The sequence below is a fragment of the Streptomyces sp. NPDC000134 genome (genome assembly GCF_042899225.1).
GTDB lineage: Bacteria > Actinomycetota > Actinomycetes > Streptomycetales > Streptomycetaceae > Streptomyces.
Window position 1 is genome coordinate 24524 of sequence record NZ_JBIAZN010000028.1, and the last position, 22746, is coordinate 47269.

Genomic DNA, 22746 nt, shown 5'->3' on the forward strand with positions numbered 1-22746 from the left:
GGGGGCCGGCACGGGGTACGGGGACGGCGCTACGACGTGGTGGTCGCGTGCATCGTCACGTAGTTGGTCCCGATCCAGTCCCCGAAGGTCGCGGTCTCGCCGTCGAGGGTGTCGACCTCCAGCCCGTACGCGCGGGCCTTGGGGACCGAGAAGGAGAAGTCGGTCGAGGGGCGCAGGAAGAAGACGCTCGACGTGCGGCCGCTGCCCTCGCGCCGGTCGGCGCCGGGGGACCTGACATGGTGCCGGGGCGCGGGGACGGCGCCCTGGGTGACCAGGGGCGCGATCGCGCCGCACAGCACGATCACGGCCTCCGGCACGTGCGGCAGGTCCACCAGTTCGCCGCCGATCTCGGCCTGGAGGCTGACGAACCCGTTGGCGCACGGGGTCTGGTGGATCAGGGTGACGATGGACAGGTCGTAGTGCGGTGCCATGCGCCGCGGCTCGTGCTCGGCGACGCGGTGCTCGGGGACCTCGGGGAAGTACCGCAGCCGCAGGACGGGGTCGCAGTCCAGCAGGGTGTCGATGTCCCTGCCGTCCGAGCCGTCGTACGTGCCCGTCGCCTCCAGGACGACCTTGGCGGTCTCCCGGGCGGCGGTGTAGAGGCCGGCGAAGTAGTCCGTCCAGACCTCCTCGAAGCGCTGCGAGGGGAAGAGGTTGCCGCCGACCCCCATCGAGAACGACATCGAGTAGTCGGTGTAGGTGCCCGTCCTGGTCACCTGGGCCGTGCTCTCCGCCTCCAGCGCGGAGTAACCGCGGCGCATGGTCGGGATATTCGTCGTCACGGCCTTCTTCTCCTGCGGCGTGCCGTGCTCGAAGAAGTCCATCGCCGTGTCGGTGGCGAGCCTGTGGTCCTGCTCGCGCACTCCGCAGTCGGTGAGGTAGAAGACGCCCACTTCGGTCACGCACTCGCGGAACGCTTCCTGGTCGGCTCCCCTCTTCAGTTCGGTGAGGCTGAAGATGGGCACTCGGGGCACCGCCGTGTCGGTCATGGTGGCCCGCTCCTTCCCGGTCAGTCGTAGAAAAGTACGGCGCGTAGTTCCAGGGACGTTCGCAGATGTCCGGTTCCGGGCCCCTTCTCGTCGTAGAACGCCGTGTGCGGGCACAGGCCGGCCACGTCGGCCGATCCGGGGTGCTGAGCGCCGTCCGCGGCGAGCGCCAGCGAGCGGCTCGCGCTGTCGTAGATCTTGAAGAGGAGGGCCTCGTCGGGGGCGAGCGAGCGCCAGTAGTGCCAGCGATGGCGGGGGTTGTGCTTCACGGAGTAGTTCTCGCGGTCCTTGAGCCACGGCGGGAACCGCAGCCGGGTCGCCACGAGGTCGGTGCTCAGGTCCAGTGAGCGGAAGTCGCACAGGGCGAGCGGGTAGTTGCGGACGGGCTCCAGCAGGGGCCGCCAGACGTTGACGATCTGGAACCTGCCGAAGCGGCGTCCCGCGCCGTGCAGGGCGGCGCGTGTCCGGGCGCTGCTCGGGCTCTGGTCGACGTGGACGCGCAGGTGCGGCGCCTGGTGGGGGGTCGTCCCGGTGGGGGCGGCGTCCTGGCGTCTGAGGGTGGCGTCGAAGAACTCGACCGCGTCGGCCCCGGTGACGGAGGTCAGCAGCTCCGCGGTCTCCTGCCGGTACCGATCGAGGGCCGGCGCCCGGTCGTGCGCCAGGGCGCGCTGGTCGGCACTGGTGGGAGCGGTGACCCGCTCGAAGCCCGCGGTGTCGAGGGTGGGCCGCTCGGCGCCGTCGCGCAGGTCCGTGACGGTCGTACGGTGCGGGACCATACGGAAGTTGAGCACCACCTCGGGCGGTCGGGTCAGGGCGTCGATGCACCAGTCGTCGTCCGGGGCGTCCGGCGTCAGTGGTGCCGCGTAGTGCAGAACGGTCGATACGGTGGACATGGCGGCCGGCTAGCCCTTCGCCGCCGAGCGGCGGAAGACGCCCCGGTCGAGCTGCGGGCTGGCGTTGGCGTACACCATGTCCATGGTCAGCACATCGCGGAAGGACGCCAGGTACTCCTCCAGCAGGGTGGGGCTGTACCGGTGCCAGTAGGGGATCATGTCCTCGATGACGAAGTAGTCGCCCTCGTGGAGCACATGGTCGACCGCCCAGCGCATGACGTTGAAGGTGTCGGCGTGCGCGTCGTCGATGAACAGCAGCGGGTGGGCGACGTCGCCGAGCAGCTTCTCCAGCGTGCCGAGGTCGGTGCAGTCGGCCTCGTGCAGAGCGATGTTCGCCATCTCGGTGGCGGGAATCCGGGAGCGGGAGAGGTCCTTGTCGATGCCGATGACCTGGCAGTCGACGCCCATGAGCCGGGTCAGGTCCCGGAACCAGACCAGGGAGCCGCCGCTGTACACGCCGAGTTCTACGACGGTGCGGGGGCGGAACTCCCACAGCAGGTCGTGCAGGGCCGCCTGGGCCTGCGGGTCCTTGAGCAGGCGCAGGCCCCGCCACTGGTAGCGGGCGAAGTCCGGGTAGCCCAGATCGCGCGGCGCCTGCGCCCACCGGTCGAGCGGCCAGTCACGTGGTCGGTCCGTCAGCACCGGGGGGTGGTAGGCCGGGTCCTCGCCCAGCCCCCGGAATGCGTTCAGGTCCAGGAAGTCCTCGCGAGAGTAGTCGTTCAATGGGCTCTCCCCTGAGTTTGCGCCGCATTTGGGCCCTGCGATGCTAACCCGCTCTACTCTTGGCCTTCTCTTTCACCTCTCTCGGACGCCTCTCTATGGAATTCCGGTAAGACCCGAAAGCATGTGAAAAAATATGCGGAGCGCGTAAAGGGAAAGGCCCGGCGCGTGCGGGCCCCGGCGCTCCACTCCTCGCATCACTCCAGGTCAGCTTCCTACGGGTGGATACGGATGGCGTCGCGCCGCCGGCCTTGTCCCACGACCCGGCCGACCCGTCTCGCTTCGTCCGCCGGATTCGGACTCCGCACTGTTCGCACTGCGGGTAACCGGCGTCCGGGCGGGTAGTGTCCCGCAGGTACGGAGAAATGGCGCGCACAGAAGGGACGATCACCATTGGACGTGATAGGCGCGGGATATGGCCGTACCGGCACGCTGTCGATGCGGGCGGCGCTGGAGAGGCTCGGGTTCGGTCCCTGTCACCACATGACCGAGGTGGTGACGAACCCCCGCCAGATGCCGCTGTGGCAGGAGGCGCTCTCCCGTGACCCGGTCGACGTACGGCGGGTGTTCGAGGGGTACCGGGCGACGGTGGACTTCCCCGGCTGCGTCTTCTGGCGCGAACTGCTGGAGGCGTGGCCGAAGGCCAAGGTGGTGCTGACGGTGCGGGACCCTCACCGCTGGTACGCCAGCGCCAGGAAGACCATCTTCTCCCGGCACATGCAGCAGCCGGCCGACCCGGACCCGGACGCCGCCGCGTTCGGCCGTTTCATGACCGAGGAACTGCGTCCCCGCATCCTCGACGTGGGCGGCGACCGGCCGCTGAACGAGCTGGACGAGGACGAGGCCGTGGCGGCCTTCGACCGGCACATCGCCGAGGTGAAGGCCGGCGTACCGGCGGACCGACTGCTGGTCTTCCAGGTCAGCGAGGGCTGGGGGCCGCTCTGCGAGTTCCTCGAAGTGCCGGTTCCCGACGAGGAGTTCCCCCACGTCAACGAGGCCGACGGCTTCCACGAGCGGGCCAGGGATCTGTTCGACGAACGGCGGCGGGCACTGGCCGCCCTGCGGACCGCGCCGCCCGGGGCGGCCACGCCGTCCGGGGCCGCGGAGCCGGACTCCCGCTGACCGGGACGCCGTAGGACCGCTGCCGGCACCGGGTGCTCCCCCGGTGCCGGCAGCGGTCCGGACCCCGGATCGTCCTCAGGTCTGGCCGTTCTTCGCGATCAGGGCGTGGAAGCCCTCCTGGAGGTAGTCGCCGTAGCGGATCGGCGGGTTCGGTTCCCTCCCGCCGGCGCCCTCGGGGCTGAACGGCTCCATCACGGTGGTGTGCCCGGCGTGCAGGAAGAACGGCAGGGACAGCCGCTCCGCGTTGATGAACTTCACACGGTGGTTGGGGGCCGGGAAGTAGTCGTTGGTGAGGTACCCCATGTAGGTGCCGCAGTTCACCAGGAAGTTCTCCCCGGACGTCGGCAGGTCCTGCCACCCGCCGACCGTCTCCACCTGGAGGTTCTGCACCTCGGTCTGGAACAGGACGGTGATCATCGACACGTCCAGGTGGTCCTCGAAGCTCAGCTTCGTGCCGTCCGGACCCGTCTTGACCGGCGGGTAGTCCTCCAGGTACGGGTAGCGGATCAGCGACACCGCGGACAGCGTGTCGGCCAGTGAGAGCGAAGCCTCGAAGAAGTCCTCGGGCTTGCCCAGGGCCAGCGCGAAACCTCGCATCAGCACCTTGGAGAGCGAGAAGACATCCCGGTAGTACTGCTCGCAGAAGGACCGGAAGCCCTGGTGCCGCTTCTCGTCCGGCCAGATGTTCACCTCGTGCATCGGCGTCCCGGACCTGATCCGCGGGTGGTCCTCGCTGAACGACGGGTTCAGGTAGCACCAGGACTCGACGGCCTTCTTGCCCTTGACGGCCATGTAGTAGCCGTTGCGCTTGCGCGGGTTGTCCTTGTTGTAGGCGTTGATCGCCAGGTCGTACTTCTCCTCGTCCGTCATGGTCCGGTGGAACTCGTTGACGACGTCCTGGAGCTTCTGGACGTCGATGCCGTGGTGGGAGGCGTAGAAGAACCCCGACTCCCGGCACGCCTTGTTGATCTCCTGCGCGACGCGCGTCCTGTCGTCCGCGTCGCCGCCGGACAGCGGCGAGATGTCGATGGTCGGCACATACGCCGACGGCATGGGAATGGGCATGGCAGTCCTCCAACTCGTCAGGCGTCCCGAAGCGACGCCGCGATCAGCTCGCACATGTCGGTGACCAGGCGCTCGTTGCGCACCCACGAGTGATGGGTCTCACCGCGCAGTGGATGGACCTCGATCGACTCGGCTGGCAGGAGGGTGTCCAGGGCGTTGTACGGCGTCCCGCGGTAGAACTCGAACAGGCGGTGCTGCTGGTCGTCGCGGACGATCTCGTTCGGCTCCTGCGCCTTGAACATCACCAACCGCCCTAGTTGGGCGTCCAACCGGTCGAGGTCCTCCCGGCTCGGTGTGTAGTGGTAGTTGATGGGGTCGAGGAGGTCCTCGACCCCGGGGAGTCCGATCCGGGCCGTGGCATGGCGCATGTTGAAGTACGAGTCGATGACGAACAGGTTCTCGATCTTCTCCCCCGCGCGGGCCATCTGCGCCGACGCCTCCAGGGCCACGATCCCGCCGAAGCTCCAGCCGAGCAGGTGGTACGGTCCGGCCGGCTGCAGCTTCCGGATGTGCTCGAGGTAGTAGCGGGCGACGGCCTCGAAGGACTCCATGGGCGTGTGCAGGTGCACGTTGTTGAACAGCACCAGCCGGTGTCCGGGCAGCCGCTGCGCGAGGTTGCCCAGATAGCTCTCGGCCCCGCCCTCGCCGGGCGGCAGGACGAAGAGCGTGCGCTCGGCGTGCTCCTCCCCGACGAGGATGTACGGCTCGAAGTCGTCGCCGGTGACCGGCTGCGGGCCCGGCCGGGTCCGGCTCGCCCCGGAGCGGGACACGGTGGCGGTGTGGGCGGCCAACCGCTCCAGCGCCAGGCGCAGTTCGCTCGTGAACCGCCGAGTGGTGGTCTCGTCCAGCCGGCTGTCCACCACGGTGACCAGGTGGTCGCCGGCGCACCGCACGGTCACGTCGATGCCGAACTGGTCCGCTCCGCGGTTGCGGTCCGAGATGTGGCTGCCCGACATGGCCGAGTCGAGCTGCCAGCCCGTCGGCCGACCGGACGGCTGCCCGGCCCCGTCGGTGAACCGGCCGAGGTAGTTGAAGCTGACCGGGGCGAGCGGGGCGCGCTCCCCGCCGTAGCGGCCGAAGAGGGCGCCGTAGCCGATGCCGTTGTGCGGCACACGCCGGCACGCCTCCTTGGTGGCGAGCACGCTGCGCTCCAGATCCTCGGGGTCGGTCTCCAGGGCCAGCGGGTACATGGTGGTGAACCAGCCGACGGTGTCCCGGACGTCGGGTGCCTGCGCGAACCGTTCGCGGCCGTGGCCCTCGACCGTGACGTGGTTGGCCGGCCGGCCGGTGACCGACCGCAGGGCCAGACCGGTCGCCGTCAGCAGCAGCTCGTGCAGGGTGGTGTCGTACGCCCAGTTGCTCTCGGTGAGCAGGGTCCGGGTGTCCGGCGCGCTCAGCCTGAATTCCTCGCGGAGCGTGGCCGTGCCGTCCGCCGCCGGCAGCGCGGCCCGTGTCGCCGCCAGGCCGCCCTGGACTTCCTCCCACAGCCGCAGCTCGTGCTCCTCGGGAACGTAGCGGCGCAGCGCCCGGCCCCACTGCCGGTAACTGCTCGTCTTCTTCTCCAGTTCGCCGCCGTGGTAGAGGATCTCCAGGTCCTGGGCGAGGATGTGCCAGCTCACGGAATCGACGATCAGGTGGTGCAGGGCGAACCAGACGCGTGCGCTGCCGTCCTCGAAGCCGTGCAGGTAGGCGGCGCAGGCGGTCGGGCCGTGCGCCAGGTCGAAGCCGCTCTGCCACTCGGCGAGGTGTTCGCGGACGTCGTCGGGGCGCAGGCCGCGCACGTCGAGTGTGTGCAGGACGACCTCCGGGGCGGCGTCGGCGTAGGACTGGGCGATGTCGTGCGGGTCGCCGCCCAAGCCGCTGAAGCGCAGGCGGAACGCGTCGTGGTGGCCGACCAGCTTCGCCAGGGACTCCCGCAACCTCGCCACCTCCAGCGGAGGTGTCCTGACGGTGAAGTTGTGGTTCCAGTGGCCGGGCTCGGCGAGCGGTTTGGCGAGGAACCACTCCTGCACGGGAAGCAGCGGACAGGGGCCGCTCAGCCGCCCCTGCTCCGGCTCCTCGTCTCCCTCGCCCCAGGTGACATCCGGGTCCTCCGCCCTGGACAGGACGTTGCCGACGAGCTGCCGGACGGTCGGGAAGTCGAAGACGTCCTTGACGCCGATCCTGCGGCCGAGCTCCCGCTGCACCTGGCTCACCAGGTGCAGGGCGGTGATGCTGTCGCCGCCCGAGCGGAAGAAGTCGTCGTCGATGCCGACCGTGCCGCCGGGCAGGTGCGCGCTCCACAGCTTGCACAGCCGGGCCTCGGCGCGGTTGCGCGGGGCCGCGTAGACGGCTCGCCGGGCCGCGAAGTCCACCGCGGGCAGCGCCTTGGTGTCGAGCTTGCCGTTGACGGTCGTCGGCAGTTGGTCCAGGCGTACCAGCGTCGAGGGCACCATGCCCGGCATCAGCCTGGCCCGCAGGCCGGCGAAGATCTCGTCCTCGTCCACGGGCGCGTCGGGATCGGCCACGTAGTAGCCGACCAGCCGTCTGCCCTCGGGTGAGCGCTCGTCCCCGGCGGCGGCGACGGCGCACTCCCGCACGTGCGGGCAGCCCGCGAGGACCGCCTCGACCTCGCCGGGTTCGACGCGCAGACCGTTGATCTTGACCTGGGCGTCGTTGCGGCCGACGTAGCGCAGTTCGCCGTCGTGGGTGCGGCGGACCAGGTCGCCGGTGCGGTACAGCACCGCGTGGCGGCCGGTACGGCGTTCGTCCTCGGTCCGGAACGGGTTGGGCAGGAACCGCTCGGCGGTCAGTTCGGGCTGGTTCAGATAGCCGTCCGTGACGCACTCGCCGGCCAGGTACAGCTCGCCCACCGCGCCCGGCGGCAGCAGCCGCATGGAGTCACCGAGCACGTACGGCCGGGTGTTGCCGAGCGGCTGCCCGAGGGCGTTCTCGTACGGGTCGCCCGGCTCGAAGCGCCGGACGGTGTTGTAGACGGCGGTCTCCGTGGTGCCGTAGGCGTTGAGGATCGGGCCGGCGAACTGGCCGCGGATGGTGTCGAAGTGGTGCTCGTGGAACGCCTCACCGGCGACCAGCACACACCGCAGGTGTGTCAGACGCGTCAGGTCCAGCCGGGTGATCTGGGTCGGCGTGCCGCTCACGTACGTCAGCCCGGCCCGGTTCGCGAAGTCGTAGAAGCCGTCGTCCTCGGCCGGCGCGGCCGGGGGAACGACGAGGGTGTGGCCGCCGAGGACGGACAGCGCCAGTTGTTCCACGGAGAAGTCGAACACATAGTTGGCGAGGAACAGCACGCCTTCGGGGGTGGTGCCGGGGCCGCCGAGGTGGCGTCCGGCGAGCTGCGCGCGGAAGCTGTCCACGGCCCGGTGCGGCACCAGCACGGCCTTGGGCCGGCCGGTCGTGCCCGAGGTGTAGATGGCGTAGGCCAGGTCATCGGCGGAGACGTCGGTGACCGGGTTCTCGGTGGAGCGGCAGCCCGTCGGCAGCCGGTCGGCCTCCACCAGCGGCGGCTGCGCCCCGGTGGGCAGGGCGCGCAGCCGGCGGGCGTGGGCGTGCTCCGTCACCACGAGCCGTGCCCCGGTGTCCTGGAGCATGAAGCCGATCCGGTCGTCGGGGTAGCCGGGGTCGATCGGCGCGTACGCCGCCCCGGCCTTCCACACGGCCAGGATCGTGGTGACCATCACCTCGCTCTTGTCCAGGACCAGGGCCACCAGCTCGTTGGGCCGCAGACGCACGACGGACCGCAGATGGTGCGCCAACCGGTTGGCCCGCTCGTTCAGTTGTCGGTACGTCAGCCGGGTGTCGCCGCAGGCCAGTGCGATCCGGTCCGGATGGGCGGTGGCCGTCTCCTCGAACACGGCGTGCAGCGTCCGGGCGGGCCCGGCGGCGGTGGCCGGCGCGTCCGCGCCGGCCAGCAGCCGGGCGCGGCTCTCGTCGTCCACGGCGGTGATTTCGGCCAGCCGGGCCTGCTCGCCCGTGGGGGCGAGCCGGGCGAACTCGCCCAGGACGTGCCGGAAGACGGCGATGAAGCCTTCGGCGCTCGCGTCCTCGAACAGGGACGCGGCGTACGTCAGGTTGCCCGCCAGCCCGCCGTCCCGGGTCTCGGTGAGGGTGGCCGACAGGTCGAACTTGGTGGCCGTCCAGCCGCCGGCGTCCGGCCTGTGGACGCTCAAGGCCGCCGCCCCGTCGGCCGACGGGGCGGCGTCGGCGCGGTCGGTGACGTTCTGCAGGGTGAAGTTGACCTGGACGACCGGGTGGCGGCTCGGGTCCTTCTCCACGTCGAGTTCCTTGACGAGCTGCTCGAACGGCAGCTCGCCGTGCACCTGGGCCGCGATCACGCGCTCACCGACCGAGCGGACGTGGTCCACGAGCGTCGCCTGCTCGTCGACCCGGACGCGCAGGGCGAGCAGGTTGGCGAAGAAGCCGACGGTGCGGTCGAACTCCGGACGGCCGCGGTTGGCGGACGGGGTGCCCACCACGAAGTCGTGCTGTCCGGTGTACAGGGACAGCATCAGGCACCAGGCGCCCAGCAGCACGCTGTACAGGCTCACCCGCGCCGACCGGGCCAGCGCCCGCAGCGCCTGGACGGTCTCGTCGTCCAGCGCGAAGTCGATCTCCCGGCCGCGGTGGTCGAAGCGGGCGGGGCGCGGGCGGTCCAGGGGCAGCCGGATCGTCTCGAATCCGGCCAGCTCCCGCGTCCAGAACCCGGTCAGCTCCGCCAGCCGTCGGCCGGTCAGGTACTGCCGCTGCCACACCGCGAAGTCGGCGTAACTGCCGCGGACCGTGCCGAGGTCGGCCGCCGGCACACCGCGCAGCAGGGCCGCCAGCTCCTGGCGGAAGACGTTCCACGACCAGCCGTCGAAGCAGGTGTGGTGGAGCACCAGGCTCAGGTACAGGCCGGAGCGGTCCGTCGTCAGCTCGAACAGGTGCGCCCGCAGGGGCAGTTCCTCGCCCAGCCGGAAGACGTGGCCCTCGCACCGCACGAGCCGCTCGTCCAGCTCGGCGGTCGTGCCGACCGTGTGCACGGCCGGGTGGAACAGGGCCTGCGCGGAGTCCTCCGGCAGCGTGTACTGCCGGCGGACTCCGTCCTGGTCCGTCCTGAGCAGGGTGCGCAGGGCGGGGTGGCGGCGCAGCAGGGTGTGCAGGGCGTCGACGACCGTGTCCCGCGACACCGTGCCGTGCGTCGGTATCCGCAGCGCGAACGGGATGTTGTAGGCGGCGGTGCCGCCCTCGAACTCGTCGATGAACAGCAGGCGTTCCTGCGCGAGCGACACGCGAGGGCGGCCGGCCGCCGCCGCGGCGCGCCCGTCCGTCCGCTCGGCGGGCGCGTCCCGCGCCCACGCCGCCATGTCCCGGATGTACCGTGCCTGTGCTCCGAGGGACGTGTGCTGGAGTACCGTCGCCACGCCCGGACCCCGGCCGAAGCCGGTGGTGATGGCCTGGGCGAGGGCCATCGAGCGGATGCTGTCGCCGCCGAGGGCGAAGAAGTCGTCGTGCACGCCGATGCGGTCCGGGGCGACGCCGAGCACCGTGGCCCAGATGCCGCACAGCTTGGCCTCGATGTCGTCGCGGGGGGCGACGTACTCGGTGCCGTCGCCCGCCGCGAAGTCCGTCCCGGGCAGGCGCCGCGCGTCCAGCTTGCCGCTGGGCGTCACGGGGATGTCCGTGATCCGCAGGACCCGCGCGGGCACGATGGCCTCGGGCAGCTTCCTGCGCATCCACTCCTTCACCTCCCGCTCGTCGTGCTCACGGTCGCTGATGTAGAAGCCGACGAGGTACTTCTGCGCCGCGGCCGGCCCGGCCGCCCCGTGCTCACGGGCGATCACGAGGGAGCGGGTCACGCCGGGGTACGACGCCAGGACGGCCTCGACCTCGCCGAGTTCGACGCGCTGGCCCCGGATCTTGACCTGGAGGTCGGTGCGGCCCAGGCACTCCAGCTCTCCGTCGGGCAGCCATCGCACCAGGTCGCCCGTCCGGTACAGGCGCGCGTTGCGGCCCTCGGCCCGCTCCTCGGGGGTCTGGAACGGGTTGTCGATGAACCGTTCCGCGGTCAGCTCGTCGCGGTTCAGGTAGCCGCGGGTGACTCCGACGTCGCCGATGCACAACTCGCCCAGGCCGCCGACGGGAACCCGTTTCATCGACTTGTTGAGCACGTAGGCGGTGGTGTTCGCCACCGGGTGGCCGATGCTCTTGGTGGCGCGGCGCTCGCCCGGGGCGTACGGCCGCTTGTGGCTGGTGATCGAGATCTCCGTCGGGCCGTAGCCGTTGATGATCGTGCCGGGGAACGTTCCGCGGATCTTGTCGAACACCGGCTCGGTGAAGTCCTCGCCGATCGCGTCGATACGGGTCAGAGAGGTCGTCGTCGAGTAGTCGTACAGCGACAGCACCGACGGCGTACCGGAGAGGTAGGTGACCGACTCGTCGTCGATGTACCGGTACAGGCGCTCGGCGTCCGTGCGCATGGTGTCGTCGAGCACCACCAGTTTCTGCCCGTTGAGCAGCGCGTCGGTCATCTGCTCGACGAAGTGGTCGAAGACATAGTTGGAGAACGACAGCAGCGCCTCGTCGCCCTGGCTCTTGTCCAGCGAGAACAGCCGGGCCAGGGAGACCTGGAGGTTGACGACGCCCCGGTGCTCGACGAGTACCGCCTTGGGCCTGCCGGTGGTGCCGGAGGTGTAGATGGCGTACGCGAGGTCGGTGCTCGTGACCTCGGTGACCGGGTTCTCCCGCGAGCGGTAGCCCATCGGCAGGTGGTCGGCCGTCACGACCGTCAGTCCTGCCACGTCCGGCACGGTGGCCAGGCGTTCGGCGTTGGCCCGGTCGGTGACGACGAGCCGAGCCCGGGTGTCCTGGAGCATGAAGGAGATCCGGTCGTCGGGGTAGCCGGGGTCGATCGGCACATAGGCGGCGCCGGTCTTCCACACGGCCAGGATCGCGGTGATCATCACCTCGCTCTTGTCCACCACCAGGGCGACCAGGTCGTCCGGACGCAACTGGGCCACGGAGCACAGGTAGTGCGCCAACTCGTTGGCCTTCTCGTTGAGCTGCCGGTACGTCAGGCGCCGGTCGCGGTAGACGACGGCGGTCTCGTCCGGCCAGGCCGCCGCCTGTTCCTCGAACAGGCCGTGCAGCGTCTTGTGGGCCGGGAACTCGGCCCGGGTGCGGTTCCAGGCGTCGAAGCGCTCGATCATCGCCGGCGACACGAGTTCGAGGGCGTCCACGGGCTGGGTGACGTCCTGTGCCACCTGGGCGAACAGGGTGCGGGTGACATCGAGCAGGGTATCGATCGTGGCGTCCTCGAAGAGTTCGCCCGCGTACCACAGGGTGACCGTCAGCTCGTCGCCCTCCTCGCGCGCCACGACGGCCAGCGGGTAGTCGACCTTGTCGGCGTCGTACGCCTTTTCGAAGCGCAGCAGCTCGTCGTACTCCTCGGCCTCCGCCAAGAGCCGCGGGTAGTTCTCCAGCACCAGCAGCGTGTCGAACAGCCGACGCTTCATCCCCCCGGTCCCCAGCCGGCCCAGCTCGACCGTGCTCCTGCCGTTCATCGCGTTCACGGCGGACTGGATGCCTGCGATGGCCTCCCCGACGGCGCGCCCCGCCTGGTCGTCGTGGTCGACGACCAGGGGCAGGGTGTTGATGAACAGGCCGACCGAGTTCTCGATGGCGTCGACGTGCAGATTGCGCCCGGAGACGATCGTCCCCACCACGGTGGTGTTCCCGCCGCCGATCGCGTACAGCACCTGGTGCCACACGAACTGCAGCACCGAGTGCAGGGTGACGCAGTGGTCGGCGCACACCGACTTCAGGGCGGCGGTCGGTCCGGCGCCGAGACACAGCTTCTTCGTGCGGTGCTCGCGGACGTGGTCGTACTCGCTCAGGTCGACCTGGTAGCGGATCTCCTCCTTGAGCAGCCCGTCGAGGTCGCCGCGTTCGTCGATGCGCTCGATCTGCCGCAGCCAGTGGTCGACGTGGTCCTCGCGGTGCGCCTCCCAGTAGCGCTGGGCCGCCACATAGGCGTGGTCCGTCTCCGGCTCGACCGCAGCGCCGCGCAGCAGGCTCAGGTACACGCGGTGCACCTCATCGTGCAGGACGGGCAGGCTCCAGCCGTCCAGGACGAGGTGGTGGCAACTGAAGATCAGTGAGTACAGCTCGTCGTGCTGCCGGATCAGGTAGACCCGGAACATCCGGCCCTCGGCCGGTTCGTACGGCTCGGTCCGGTCCCGCTCCTGCAACTCCTTGACGCGGGCGTCCTGCTCGGCGGGGTCCGTGACATCGGCGAGGTCGACGAACCGCCAGTCGAGGGGCCGCTCGTCCGGCTCGACGATCTGCAAGGGGTCCTCGCCCCACTCGAAGCGCAGGCGCAGCGCCGGGTACTTGCGCTGGGCGTGCCGCCACGCCTGCCGCATCAGGTCGGGACGGATCGGGCACCGGTAGCGGTGCACCGACTGCATGACGTAGGCGTCGTCGCCGTCCCCGCGCTTGAGGGCGTTGTACAGCAGGCCCTGCTGGAGGCCGTTGGCGCGCAGCCGTACGGGTCCGCCCTCGGCGGCGGCCGGTTCGCGGGCGGCGTCGGCCTCGGGCCCGGTCCGTGTGCCGCGCTGCCGGTCCAGGTGGTCCGCCAGCCGGGTCAGGGTCCGGAGGGTGAACACGTCCTCGACGCCGACGAAGATCCCCAGCCGCTGCCGCACCCGGGCGATGAGCAGGATGCAGGAGATGCTCTGGCCGCCGAGGCGGAAGAAGTCGTCCCGGTCGCCGATCCGCGCCGCCGGCATCCCGAGGACCTCGCCCCAGATCTCGCGCAGTTCCTCCAGGACGCCGCCCGCGCCGCTCTCCGGGCGGCCGGTGCCCTCGGCCGGCGCCGGCCGGGCGAGGTCCACCTCGGGCAGCGCACGCCAGTCCACCTTGCCGTTGACGTTGACCGGAATGGTGTCGAGGCGGACCATACGGGCGGGGACCATGATGCGGATGAGCCGCTCCTCCAGGAAGGCCAGCAGCTCCTCCTCGGTCACCTCGTGGTCGGCCTCGGTGGTGTAATACCCGACCAGGTGCCGGTCGTCGGCCCCGCCCGCTCCTTCCCGGGCCACCACGGTGCACTTGCGCACGCCCGGGTACCCGGTCGCCCGCGCCTCGATCTCGCCGGGCTCCACCCGCACCCCGTTCAGCTTGAGCTGGAAGTCGCTGCGGCCCATGAACTCGACCTCGCCGGACGGCAGCACCCGGGCCAGGTCACCGGTCCGGTACAGGCGGGCGTTGCGCCCGAGCCGCTTCTCCTGCTCCGACTGGTACGGGTTGGGTGTGAACCGTTCGGCGGTCAGGTCGTCGCGATTGAGGTAGCCCGGGGCGACACCGCAGCCGCCGATGTACAGCTCGCCGATGGCTCCGATCGGCAGTTGCTTGAGGTTCTGGCTCAGCACGTACCACTTCACGTTCCGCAGCGGCCGGCCGATGCTGCGGTCCGGGCGGGCCGTCACGCCCGGACCGAACTCCTTGACGGCGGTGACGAAGGCGGCCTCGGTGAAGGCGTACTCGTTGACGACGAGGCCGTGGAAGCGCTCGCGCAGCCGGCGCAGCCCGGCCGCCGTCAGCTCCTCACCGACCAGCAGCAGCCTCTTCAGGCTGGTACAGCGGCGCAGGTCGAAGTGCTGCAGCACCGAGCCGGTGGCGTTGAGATACGTCACGCGGTGCCGCTCGATGTACTCCGGGAACCGGTCCGGGTCCAGCCTGATGCCGTCGGGGACGACCACCAGTGTCTGGGAGTTGATGAGCGCGATCAGGGTCTGTCTCAGGTGCGGTTCGAAGACGTACGAGGCGTAGAGCGCGACCCGCTCCGAACCGGGCCGGCGCATGTCGTAGCGTTCGGACAGGTCGGTGATGCTGTTGACGACGCTGTCGTGGTACTTGGGGACCCCCTTGGGGACGCCCGTGGTGCCCGAGGTGTACGTGACGTAGGCAAGGCCGGCGCCGCTCAGGGACAACCGCGGCTTCTCCCCCACCGCGCCCGGCGCGTCGTCCTGCTCGGCGAGCACGGTCTCGATCTCGATGACGCGCACCCCGGCGTGCTCGGCCCCGAGGATCTCCCTGAGCCGCGCCGCGTGGTGACGGTTGGTGACGATGCCGGTCAGCCCGGTGTCGGCGACGATGAAGCGGATACGTTCGGCCGGGTAGGCCGGGTCGATCGGCACGTACGCCGCGCCGGACTTCCACAGCCCCAGGGTCGCCACCACGCCCAGGTCGCTCTTGTCGAGGTACATCCCGACCAGTTGCTGCGGCCGCACCCCCAACCCGGGCCCGAGGAGCCAGTGCGCGAACCGGTTGGCCCGCTCGTCGACCTCGCGGTAGGTCAGCCGGACGTCGCCGAAGACGACGGCCTCCTGGTCCGGCGACCGGCGCACGGCGTCCTCGAACAGGCCCTCCAGCCGCTTGCCCTCCGGGAAGTCGCCGTCGGTGGCATTCCACTCGTGGAGCTGCCGGCTCTGCTCCCGCGACACCAGGTCCAGGTCGGCGACGCGCTGCTCGGGGCGGCCGAGGAACTGGCCGAGCACCTCGCGTACGACGTCGAGCACGCCGGCGATCGTCCGGTCCTCGAACAGGTCGCCCGAGTAGGCCATGGTCCACTGCAGGTACCCGTCCGCCGCCACGTCCCGGACGACCACCAGCAGCGGGGCGGGCGGCAGTTCGGCCAGGTCCACGTCGCGGTCGGTGAGCACGAGCAGCGCGTCGAACAGGCCGCGGCCCAGCACCTCGTCGCCGGGGACGTACGCGTCGTCGCGGCGCACGGCCTCGTCGAGTTCCCGTACCGCCTCGCGGCAGGTGAGCCGGGCCTGCTCGACATGGTCGACGACGACCGGGAGGACCGGTGCCTGCCGTACGGCGCCGGCCGCCGTGGCATCGACGAGCGCGGCCACCGTCCGGTCTCCGTGGCCGTACGCGCGCATGACGGCGTGCAGCGCGGCCAGCGCGAACGCGACGGGACGGATACCGCTGTCCTCGCGCGGCGCGTTCCTCGGCGCGGTGCGGCCCTGACCGCCGATGCGCAGGTCCTGCCGCCTCGTGGCACGGACGGCGGGGTCGTCGTCGCGCACCGCGATCCTGTTGCGCCACTCGTCCTTGAGGAGCATCTCCAGATCGCAGCGCTCGCTGGATACTCCCGCGATGCGGGCGGACCAGGCCGCGGCTGTCGTCGGGTACGGTGCTGACTTCATACGTAGGCTCTCCGCGTACAGGATCTGTGCGACGCACGGCGGTGGCCGGGGCCGCCGCGGGGCCGCGAGGGTCAGAGAAGGTGTCCAACCGCGGGCGTGCTTCAGGCGGCGAGCGTCCGAAGGCTGCCTTCGAGTGCGTCGAGAGCCTGGTCGATCTCGCCCTCGGTGATGGTCAGCGGTGGGCGGAAGCGCAGGCTGCGCTCGCCGCACGGCAGCGCGATCACGTGGTGCTCCCGGTACATGGTGCGCAGCACGTCCTCGCGGCGGCGGGCGTCCGGCAGGGTGATCGCGCACATCAGGCCGCGGCCTCGGGCGTCGCTCACCACGGCCGGGTACTCGGTGGCCAAGGCCTCCAGTCCGTCACGGAGGTACTTGCCCCGCCGTACGACGGCGTCGAGAAGCTGGGTGCGCTCGATCGTCTCCAGAATCCGGGTGGCCCGGACCATGTCGGCGAGGTTGCCGCCCCAGGTGGAGCTGATCCGGGAGGAGACGGCGAAGACGTTCTCCGCGACCTCGTCGATCCGCCTGCCGCCCATCACACCGCAAACCTGGGTCTTCTTGCCGAAGGCCACCAGGTCGGGCTGGAGGCCCAGTTGCTGGTAGGCCCACGGGGTGCCGGTGATGCCGCCGCCGCTTTGGACCTCGTCGAGCACGAACAGGGCGTCGTGCTCGTGGCAGAGCCGCTGCATCGCCCGCAGGAAGCCGGCGCTCAGATGGTTGTCGCCGCCCTCGCCCTGGATCGGCTCGGCGATGAAGCAGGCGATCATTCCGTCCGCGGCGTGGAAGGCTTCCTCGGCCGCCCGCAGGGCTCGCTGCTCGGCCTCCTGGTTGGCGCGCTGATGTGCGGTGGCCGGGTGCCGCAGCGCGGGCGACGGTATCCGGGGCCAGCCGAACTTGGGGAACCGGGCGGTCTTGGCCGGGTCGGTGTTGGTCAGCGACATGGTGTAGCCGCTGCGCCCGTGGAACGACCGCTCCAGGTGCAGCACCTGGAGCCGGTCCACCGCCGCCTCGTCGAGGCCCAGCCTCTGCGCCTTCCAGTCGAAAGCGGCCTTGAGCGCGTTCTCGACGGCCAGCGCCCCGCCGTCCACGAAGAACAGACGCGGCAGCATCGGGTCACCGAGCACCCGGGCGAACGTCTCGACGAACCTGGCGTACGGGACCGAGTACAGGTCGGGGTTGGACGGCTTGTTGACGGCCGCCGCGGCGAGTTCCCGCATGAAGTCGGGATCGTCCGTAATGCAGGGCGGATTGACGCCGAGCGGCGCCGACGCGAAGAAGGAGAAAAGGTCGAGATAGCGGTCGCCGGTCATGGCGTCGACCAGTATGGTTCCCTGACTCGCGGACAGGTCGAGAACGATGTCGTAGCCGTCCACGAGCACATGACGCCGCAGCGTACGATGCACGTCCCGAGCGTTCTGCTGTGCCGTTTCCGAGAAGCCAGAGTCAGGACGACGTCCCTGTTCACCCATGTGCGAAGACTCCTGTAAGGGCCGGACGAATGGTCGGAACTGTCAAGCGCCGGACTTGCTGCGGCGGTGCACCGATTATCCTGGAACGCCTAGGCTAACGGGCACCCCTCTTGAGACCCTCTCCCACCTCTCTCGCATTTCTCTCCATAAGAAGCAGGAGCTTTTCCAGGAATTCCCTTTTCTCTGTCACGGGGTAGCTGCTAATGTCCGACGCGTCGATCCCATTCCGGCGGTCCCGATATTTCTCGAGTGCGCAGGAGATCACGACATGGCCTTCGCCGACTGGGCTGACGCCCGCGGCCTCATGCTGCTCGACCCCACCGTCGTCAACCTCAACACCGGCTCCGCCGGCCCGCTGCCCCGCAGCACCTTCGAACGGGTCACCGACCTGCGCACCCGCATCGCCCGGGAGCCGATGAACTTCCTGCTGCGCGAGGTCCCGGCGCTGCTGTGGCGGGCACGTGAACACCTCGCCCGTTTCCTGGGCGGGGACCCGCACCGGCTGGCCTTCACCACCAACGTCACCGCGGCGGTCAACCTGGTGGCGTCGTCACTGGCCCTGACCGCGCCCGGCGAGATACTGCTGACCGACCACGAGTACACGCCGATGCGCTGGTGCTGGGAGCGGACGGCCCGGCGGCAGGGCCTGACGATCAGGACGTTCCGGGTGCCCACGCTGCCCGCCGGCCCCGGCGAGATCGTCGACGCCGCCGTCGCCGCCATGGGTCCGCGGACCCGGCTGCTGTCCTTCAGTCACGTCCTGTCGACGACCGGACTGGTCCTGCCCGCCCGGGAGTTGTGCGAGGAGGCCCGCCGCCGCGGGATCGTCACCGTGATCGACGGCGCCCACGCGCCCGCGTTCATCGACCTGGATCTGGCCGGCATCCCCTGCGACTACTACGCGGGCAGCGGCCACAAGTGGCTCCTCGCCCCCACCGGCGTCGGGTTCCTGCACATCGGGCCCGGACAGCACGACGCCCTCGAACCCGCACAGGTGAGTTGGGCGTACCGGCCCGCGCCGGGCAGCGGGCCGCCGGACGAGCGCGACCGGTTCGGCAGCACTCCGCGGCTGCGCAGGCTGGAGTGCGAGGGCACCCGCGATCTGTGCCCCTGGCTGGCCGTGCCCGAGGCGATCGACTTCCAGGCCCGGCTCGGGCACGACAGGCTCCGCGCCCGCAGACGCGAGCTGGCCGCTCACGTCCACCACCGCCTGACCGACTGGCAGGGCCTGCGACCGGCCACGCCGCGGCACCCGGCCCTGTCCGGCGGCATGGTGGCCTTCCACCTGCCCGCGACGACCAGCGCGGAGAAGCTGCGCCGAGGGCTCTGGGAGCGGTTCCGGATCGAGACGGCGGTGGCCGACGGGCCGGACCGGCCGTCGTTGCGGATATCGGCGAACTTCTACACCACCGAGTCCGAGATCGAGTACGTGGCGGACGCGCTGAAGGAGCTGGCGTCCGGCTGAGCGCCGTGTGCGCTCGCTTTCCCCGTGTCGTCGACCACCCCGGTTACGCAAGGAGCAGTGAGCCCTGATGGACACCACCATTCCCACGTTCAACCTGGCCGACCTCCAGGCGGGGTGCGACCAGGAGGAGTTCCGCCGCTGTCTGGCGGACAAAGGCGTCTTCTACCTGTCCGACAGCGGTCTGTCGGAGACTGACCAGAAGGTCGCCAAGGACGTCGCCGTCGACTTCTTCGAACACGGCACCGCGGAGCAGAAGCGTGCCGTGACCTCCAAGGACCCCACCGTGCGGCGCGGCTTCACGGGCCTGGAGTCGGAGAGCACCGCGAAGATCACCAACAGCGGTCAGTACACCGACTACTCGATGTGCTACTCCATGGGCACCTCGGAGAACCTTTTCCCCACGGCGGACTTCGAACGCGTCTGGACCGGCTACTTCGACCGCATGTACGACGCCTCCCGGGAGGTGGCGCGGCAGGTGCTGAAGACGACCGGCACCGAACCGGACGGCGGCGTCGAGGCGTTCGTCGACTGCGAACCCGTGCTGAGGTTCCGTTACTTCCCGGAGGTGCCCGAGCATCGCAGCGCCGAGGAGGAGCCGCTGCGGATGGCGCCGCACTACGACCTGTCGACGGTGACGCTGATCCAGCAGACACCGTGCCCCAACGGGTTCGTCAGCCTGCAGGTCGAGGTGGACGGCGTCTTCGTGGACCTCCCGGCCAGGCCGGACCTGGTGGTGGTCTTCTGCGGAGCCGTCGCGACGCTGGCCACCGGCGGCCAGGTGAAGGCCCCGCGGCACCATGTGGCGGCGCCGGGCCGGGACCGGATCGCCGGCAGCAGCCGTACGTCGAGCGTCTTCTTCCTGCGCCCGAACGCGGACTTCACGTTCTCGGTGCCCCTGGCCAGGCGGTGCGGATTCGACATCGGCCTGGACGGCGACACCGCCACCTTCCAGGACTGGATCTCCGGCAACTACGTCAACCTCCGCACCGGGACCAAGGGGTGATGCGGCCGTGAGCGCGGCGCCAGTCACCCGCACCCATGACATACGCGCTCGGGCGGAGGCCGCTCTGACGCGCTGCGGCGTCGAACTCGCCGCGTACAAGGGCGAGGCCCTCACCGCCCGGACACCGGTCACCGGCGGCGCTCTGTTCGGCCTGCGCACCGACGCCCCGGCCGACGTCGACCGCGCCGTCGATGCCGCTCGGCAGGCGTTCGACACCTGGCGGACCACCCCGGCACCGGTGCGCGGCGCACTGGTCAAGCGACTGGGCGAGCTGCTCGCCGAGCACAAGCGGGACCTCGCCGACCTGGTCACCGCGGAGGCCGGCAAGATCCGCTCCGAGGCGCTCGGCGAAGTGCAGGAGATGATCGACATCTGCGACTTCGCGGTGGGCCTGTCCCGGCAGCTCTACGGCCGCACCATGCCCTCGGAGCGCCCCGGGCACCGGCTGATGGAGACCTGGCATCCGCTGGGCGTCGTCGGTGTGATCACCGCGTTCAACTTCCCCGTGGCGGTGTGGGCGTGGAATGCCGCGGTGGCGCTGGTGTGCGGGGACGCCGTGGTGTGGAAGCCGTCCGAGCTCACCCCGCTCACCGCGCTGGCCTGCACCGCCCTCCTCGACCGCGCCGCCACGGAGACCGGCGCGCCCGCCCACCTCAACCAGGTCGTCCTCGGCGCCGCCGGGATCGGCGAACGGCTCGTGGACGCGCCGGACGTGGCGCTGGTCAGCGCGACCGGCTCGACCCGGATGGGCCGTGCCGTGGGCCCCCGGGTCGCGGCCCGGTTCGGCCGCAGCCTCCTGGAGCTCGGCGGCAACAACGCCGCCGTGGTCACCCCGTCGGCGGACCTCGACCTCACCGTCCACGCCACCGTGTTCGCCGCCGCGGGCACGGCGGGCCAGCGGTGCACCACGCTGCGCCGGCTGATCGTGCACGAGGACATCGCCGACGCCCTGGTCGAACGGCTCACCCGGGCGTACGGCCGACTGCCGGTCGGCGACCCGTTCCACCCCACCACCCTTGTCGGCCCCCTGGTGCGGGAGGACTCCCACGCCCGTATGCGCGCCTCCCTGGAGCGTGCGGCCGCGGACGGCGGCACCCTGGTCGTCGGCGGCGAACGGATGCTCGCTGACGCGGCCCCGGACGCGTACTACGTGCGGCCGGCCCTCGTCCGGATGCCGGCGCAGACCGACGTGGTGCGTGAGGAGACCTTCGCTCCCCTGCTGTACGTCCTCACCTACCGTGATCTCGACGCCGCGATCCGGCTGAACAACGAGGTACCGCAGGGGCTGTCGGCCGGAATCTTCACGAGGGACCAGCGGGAGGCGGAGCGGTTCCTGGCCGCCGACGGCGCGGACTGCGGCATCGTGAACGTCAACATCGGCACCTCGGGGGCGGAGATCGGCGGGGCGTTCGGCGGTGAGAAGGAGACCGGCGGCGGCCGTGAGTCCGGCTCCGACGCCTGGCGGGCGTACATGCGCCGGGCGACCAACACGGTGAACCACTCGGGGCGGGTCACCCTGGCGCAGGGCGTCGACTTCGCCGGCTAGCCGGGCCGGGGGCCGGGTTCCGCGTCGTGGCCGTGGCCCGCGGCGCGGTGCCGGTGCGCACACGCGGGGAGTGTCCGGCGGTTCCCGCCGTTCGCCCGGAGGGCGGGACAGGCGCGAACCGTCGGACACCACGCCGGGCGGGCACCGGCCCAGGCCCGGGGACTCCGCTCAGACCGACGAGCCGACCCGCAGGAACTGCTCCTCCTGGCGCAGGATGGCCTGCATCATCCGGGTCATCCTCGCCCCCGGGTTGATCCCGATGTGTTCCCGCAGATACCGCTTCGCCCGGTGGAAGACCTGGATCGCGTCGGCCTGACGGCCCTCGGCGTAATACGCCTTCATGAGGCTGACGTACAGGTCCTCGCGCAGCGGGTCACGCTCGACCAGCTCCGACAGCCGGGCGATCGCCTCGCTGTACCGCCCGAGGCCCACATCGATCAGGGCACGCAGTTCGACCGCCGCCGTACGCTCCTCCTCCAGGGCCTCCCCCTTCATCCGGAGCCGACCGGAGGTGACGTCGGCGAAGACCGGGCCCTTCCACAGGTCCAGCGCGGCGTCGAGCCGTTCGGAGGCGTCCTGGTACCGGCCGCCCGCGTGCGCCTCCCGGACGTCGCGCACCATCTCCCGGAAGACGAAGAGGTCGATGGCCTGGGCGGGCACCCGCAGTTCGTACCCGCTGTCGTGCGAGCCGACCGCGTCACGGGACAGGCCCGCTTTCTCCAGGGCCGTACGGATCATCCAGGCCGAGGTCTGCAACTGTCCGGAGACGGTCAGCGGCGGCTCCCCGTCCCAGGACTCCTCGCTGATCAGCTCCTTCGAGATGACCTGCCCGGGGCGCAGAGCCAGACAACAGAGGAACCTCTTCTGTCTCTGTCCGGGTATCGGTATCGGCAGGGCGTTCTTCACGAGCGTCACGGGGCCGAGAAGGCGGATCGTCACACCGGTACGGATGGTCATGGCGTTTACTCCCTGTGAATGGTCTACGCCGTCACCCGGACGGAACGGGCGGGGCATGGGCTTTTTTCCTTGGCCAGTGCTGCTGGTACGTCCGTACACCTGTCGCTGCCCGGCCGGCCCGAGGGGCCGCGCCGCGCCGTGTCGAAGGAAGCCAACCGTGGTCGAAGAAGGTCAGGGAGCCGAAGTGGTGACATCGCGTCGGCATGCGACGGGGCCGCCACGGGGGCGTGGTCGGGAGCGGGCTCCGGCCGTCGTCGGAGTCCGGCCCGCCCGGTCAGCCCCCGGGCTGCCGCGCAAGGGGCGCGGTGTCGCTTTTCAGTTC

Annotated in this window: 11 protein-coding genes; 4 read left to right on the forward strand and 7 right to left on the reverse strand. The window is 70.6% G+C overall.

Features of this window, described 5'->3' with window-relative positions; genetic code table 11:
* Positions 1-29: 29 nt before the first annotated feature.
* The 3 genes from ACFY32_RS31065 to ACFY32_RS31075 are packed head-to-tail and all read right to left on the reverse strand — an operon-like array spanning position 30 to position 2602.
* Entirely contained in the window at positions 30-989 is a 960-nt protein-coding gene (locus tag ACFY32_RS31065; RefSeq protein ID WP_390676053.1) for a 2OG-Fe(II) oxygenase family protein, read from the reverse strand.
* Positions 990-1009: 20 nt separating this feature from the next.
* Positions 1010-1879, reverse strand: a complete 870-nt coding sequence (locus ACFY32_RS31070) for a CmcJ/NvfI family oxidoreductase (RefSeq protein ID WP_359198835.1) — start codon at positions 1877-1879, stop codon at positions 1010-1012.
* 9 nt (positions 1880-1888) lie between these two features.
* Entirely contained in the window at positions 1889-2602 is a 714-nt protein-coding gene (locus ACFY32_RS31075; RefSeq protein WP_390676054.1) for a CmcI family methyltransferase, read from the reverse strand.
* A gap of 396 nt (positions 2603-2998) precedes the next feature.
* Between ACFY32_RS31075 and ACFY32_RS31080 the strand changes: the two genes are divergently transcribed.
* On the forward strand, positions 2999-3721 hold the full coding sequence (locus ACFY32_RS31080) for a sulfotransferase family protein (protein ID WP_390676073.1): 723 nt from the start codon (positions 2999-3001) through the stop codon (positions 3719-3721).
* 75 nt (positions 3722-3796) lie between these two features.
* On the opposite strand, the gene ACFY32_RS31085 is transcribed toward ACFY32_RS31080, so the two are convergent.
* The 3 genes from ACFY32_RS31085 to lat form a co-directional block, all read right to left on the reverse strand.
* The gene (locus ACFY32_RS31085; protein WP_359198841.1) at positions 3797-4786 is read right to left on the reverse strand and encodes a 2OG-Fe(II) oxygenase family protein; all 990 of its coding nucleotides are present in this window, start codon (positions 4784-4786) and stop codon (positions 3797-3799) included.
* Positions 4787-4803: 17 nt separating this feature from the next.
* The gene (locus tag ACFY32_RS31090) at positions 4804-15984 is read right to left on the reverse strand and encodes an amino acid adenylation domain-containing protein (protein WP_390676055.1); all 11181 of its coding nucleotides are present in this window, start codon (positions 15982-15984) and stop codon (positions 4804-4806) included.
* A 101-nt stretch (positions 15985-16085) separates the two neighbouring features.
* Positions 16086-17453 (reverse strand): L-lysine 6-transaminase, encoded by a 1368-nt coding sequence (lat, locus tag ACFY32_RS31095; RefSeq protein ID WP_390676056.1) that lies wholly within the window; start codon positions 17451-17453, stop codon positions 16086-16088.
* A gap of 268 nt (positions 17454-17721) precedes the next feature.
* Between lat and ACFY32_RS31100 the strand changes: the two genes are divergently transcribed.
* The 3 genes from ACFY32_RS31100 (at position 17722) to ACFY32_RS31110 (ending at position 21467) form a co-directional block, all read left to right on the forward strand.
* Positions 17722-18918: an aminotransferase class V-fold PLP-dependent enzyme gene (locus tag ACFY32_RS31100; RefSeq protein WP_359198850.1), complete on the forward strand. Its 1197-nt coding sequence runs from the start codon at positions 17722-17724 to the stop codon at positions 18916-18918.
* Between the two features lie 67 nt (positions 18919-18985).
* Positions 18986-19921 (forward strand): 2OG-Fe(II) oxygenase family protein, encoded by a 936-nt coding sequence (locus ACFY32_RS31105; protein WP_359198853.1) that lies wholly within the window; start codon positions 18986-18988, stop codon positions 19919-19921.
* 7 nt (positions 19922-19928) lie between these two features.
* Entirely contained in the window at positions 19929-21467 is a 1539-nt protein-coding gene (locus ACFY32_RS31110) for an aldehyde dehydrogenase family protein (RefSeq protein ID WP_359198856.1), read from the forward strand.
* Between the two features lie 168 nt (positions 21468-21635).
* Here the strand turns inward: ACFY32_RS31110 and ACFY32_RS31115 are convergent, their stop codons facing one another.
* Positions 21636-22424, reverse strand: coding sequence for a BTAD domain-containing putative transcriptional regulator (locus tag ACFY32_RS31115; protein WP_390676057.1), 789 nt, complete (start codon positions 22422-22424; stop codon positions 21636-21638).
* Between the last annotated feature and the right edge of the window lie 322 nt (positions 22425-22746).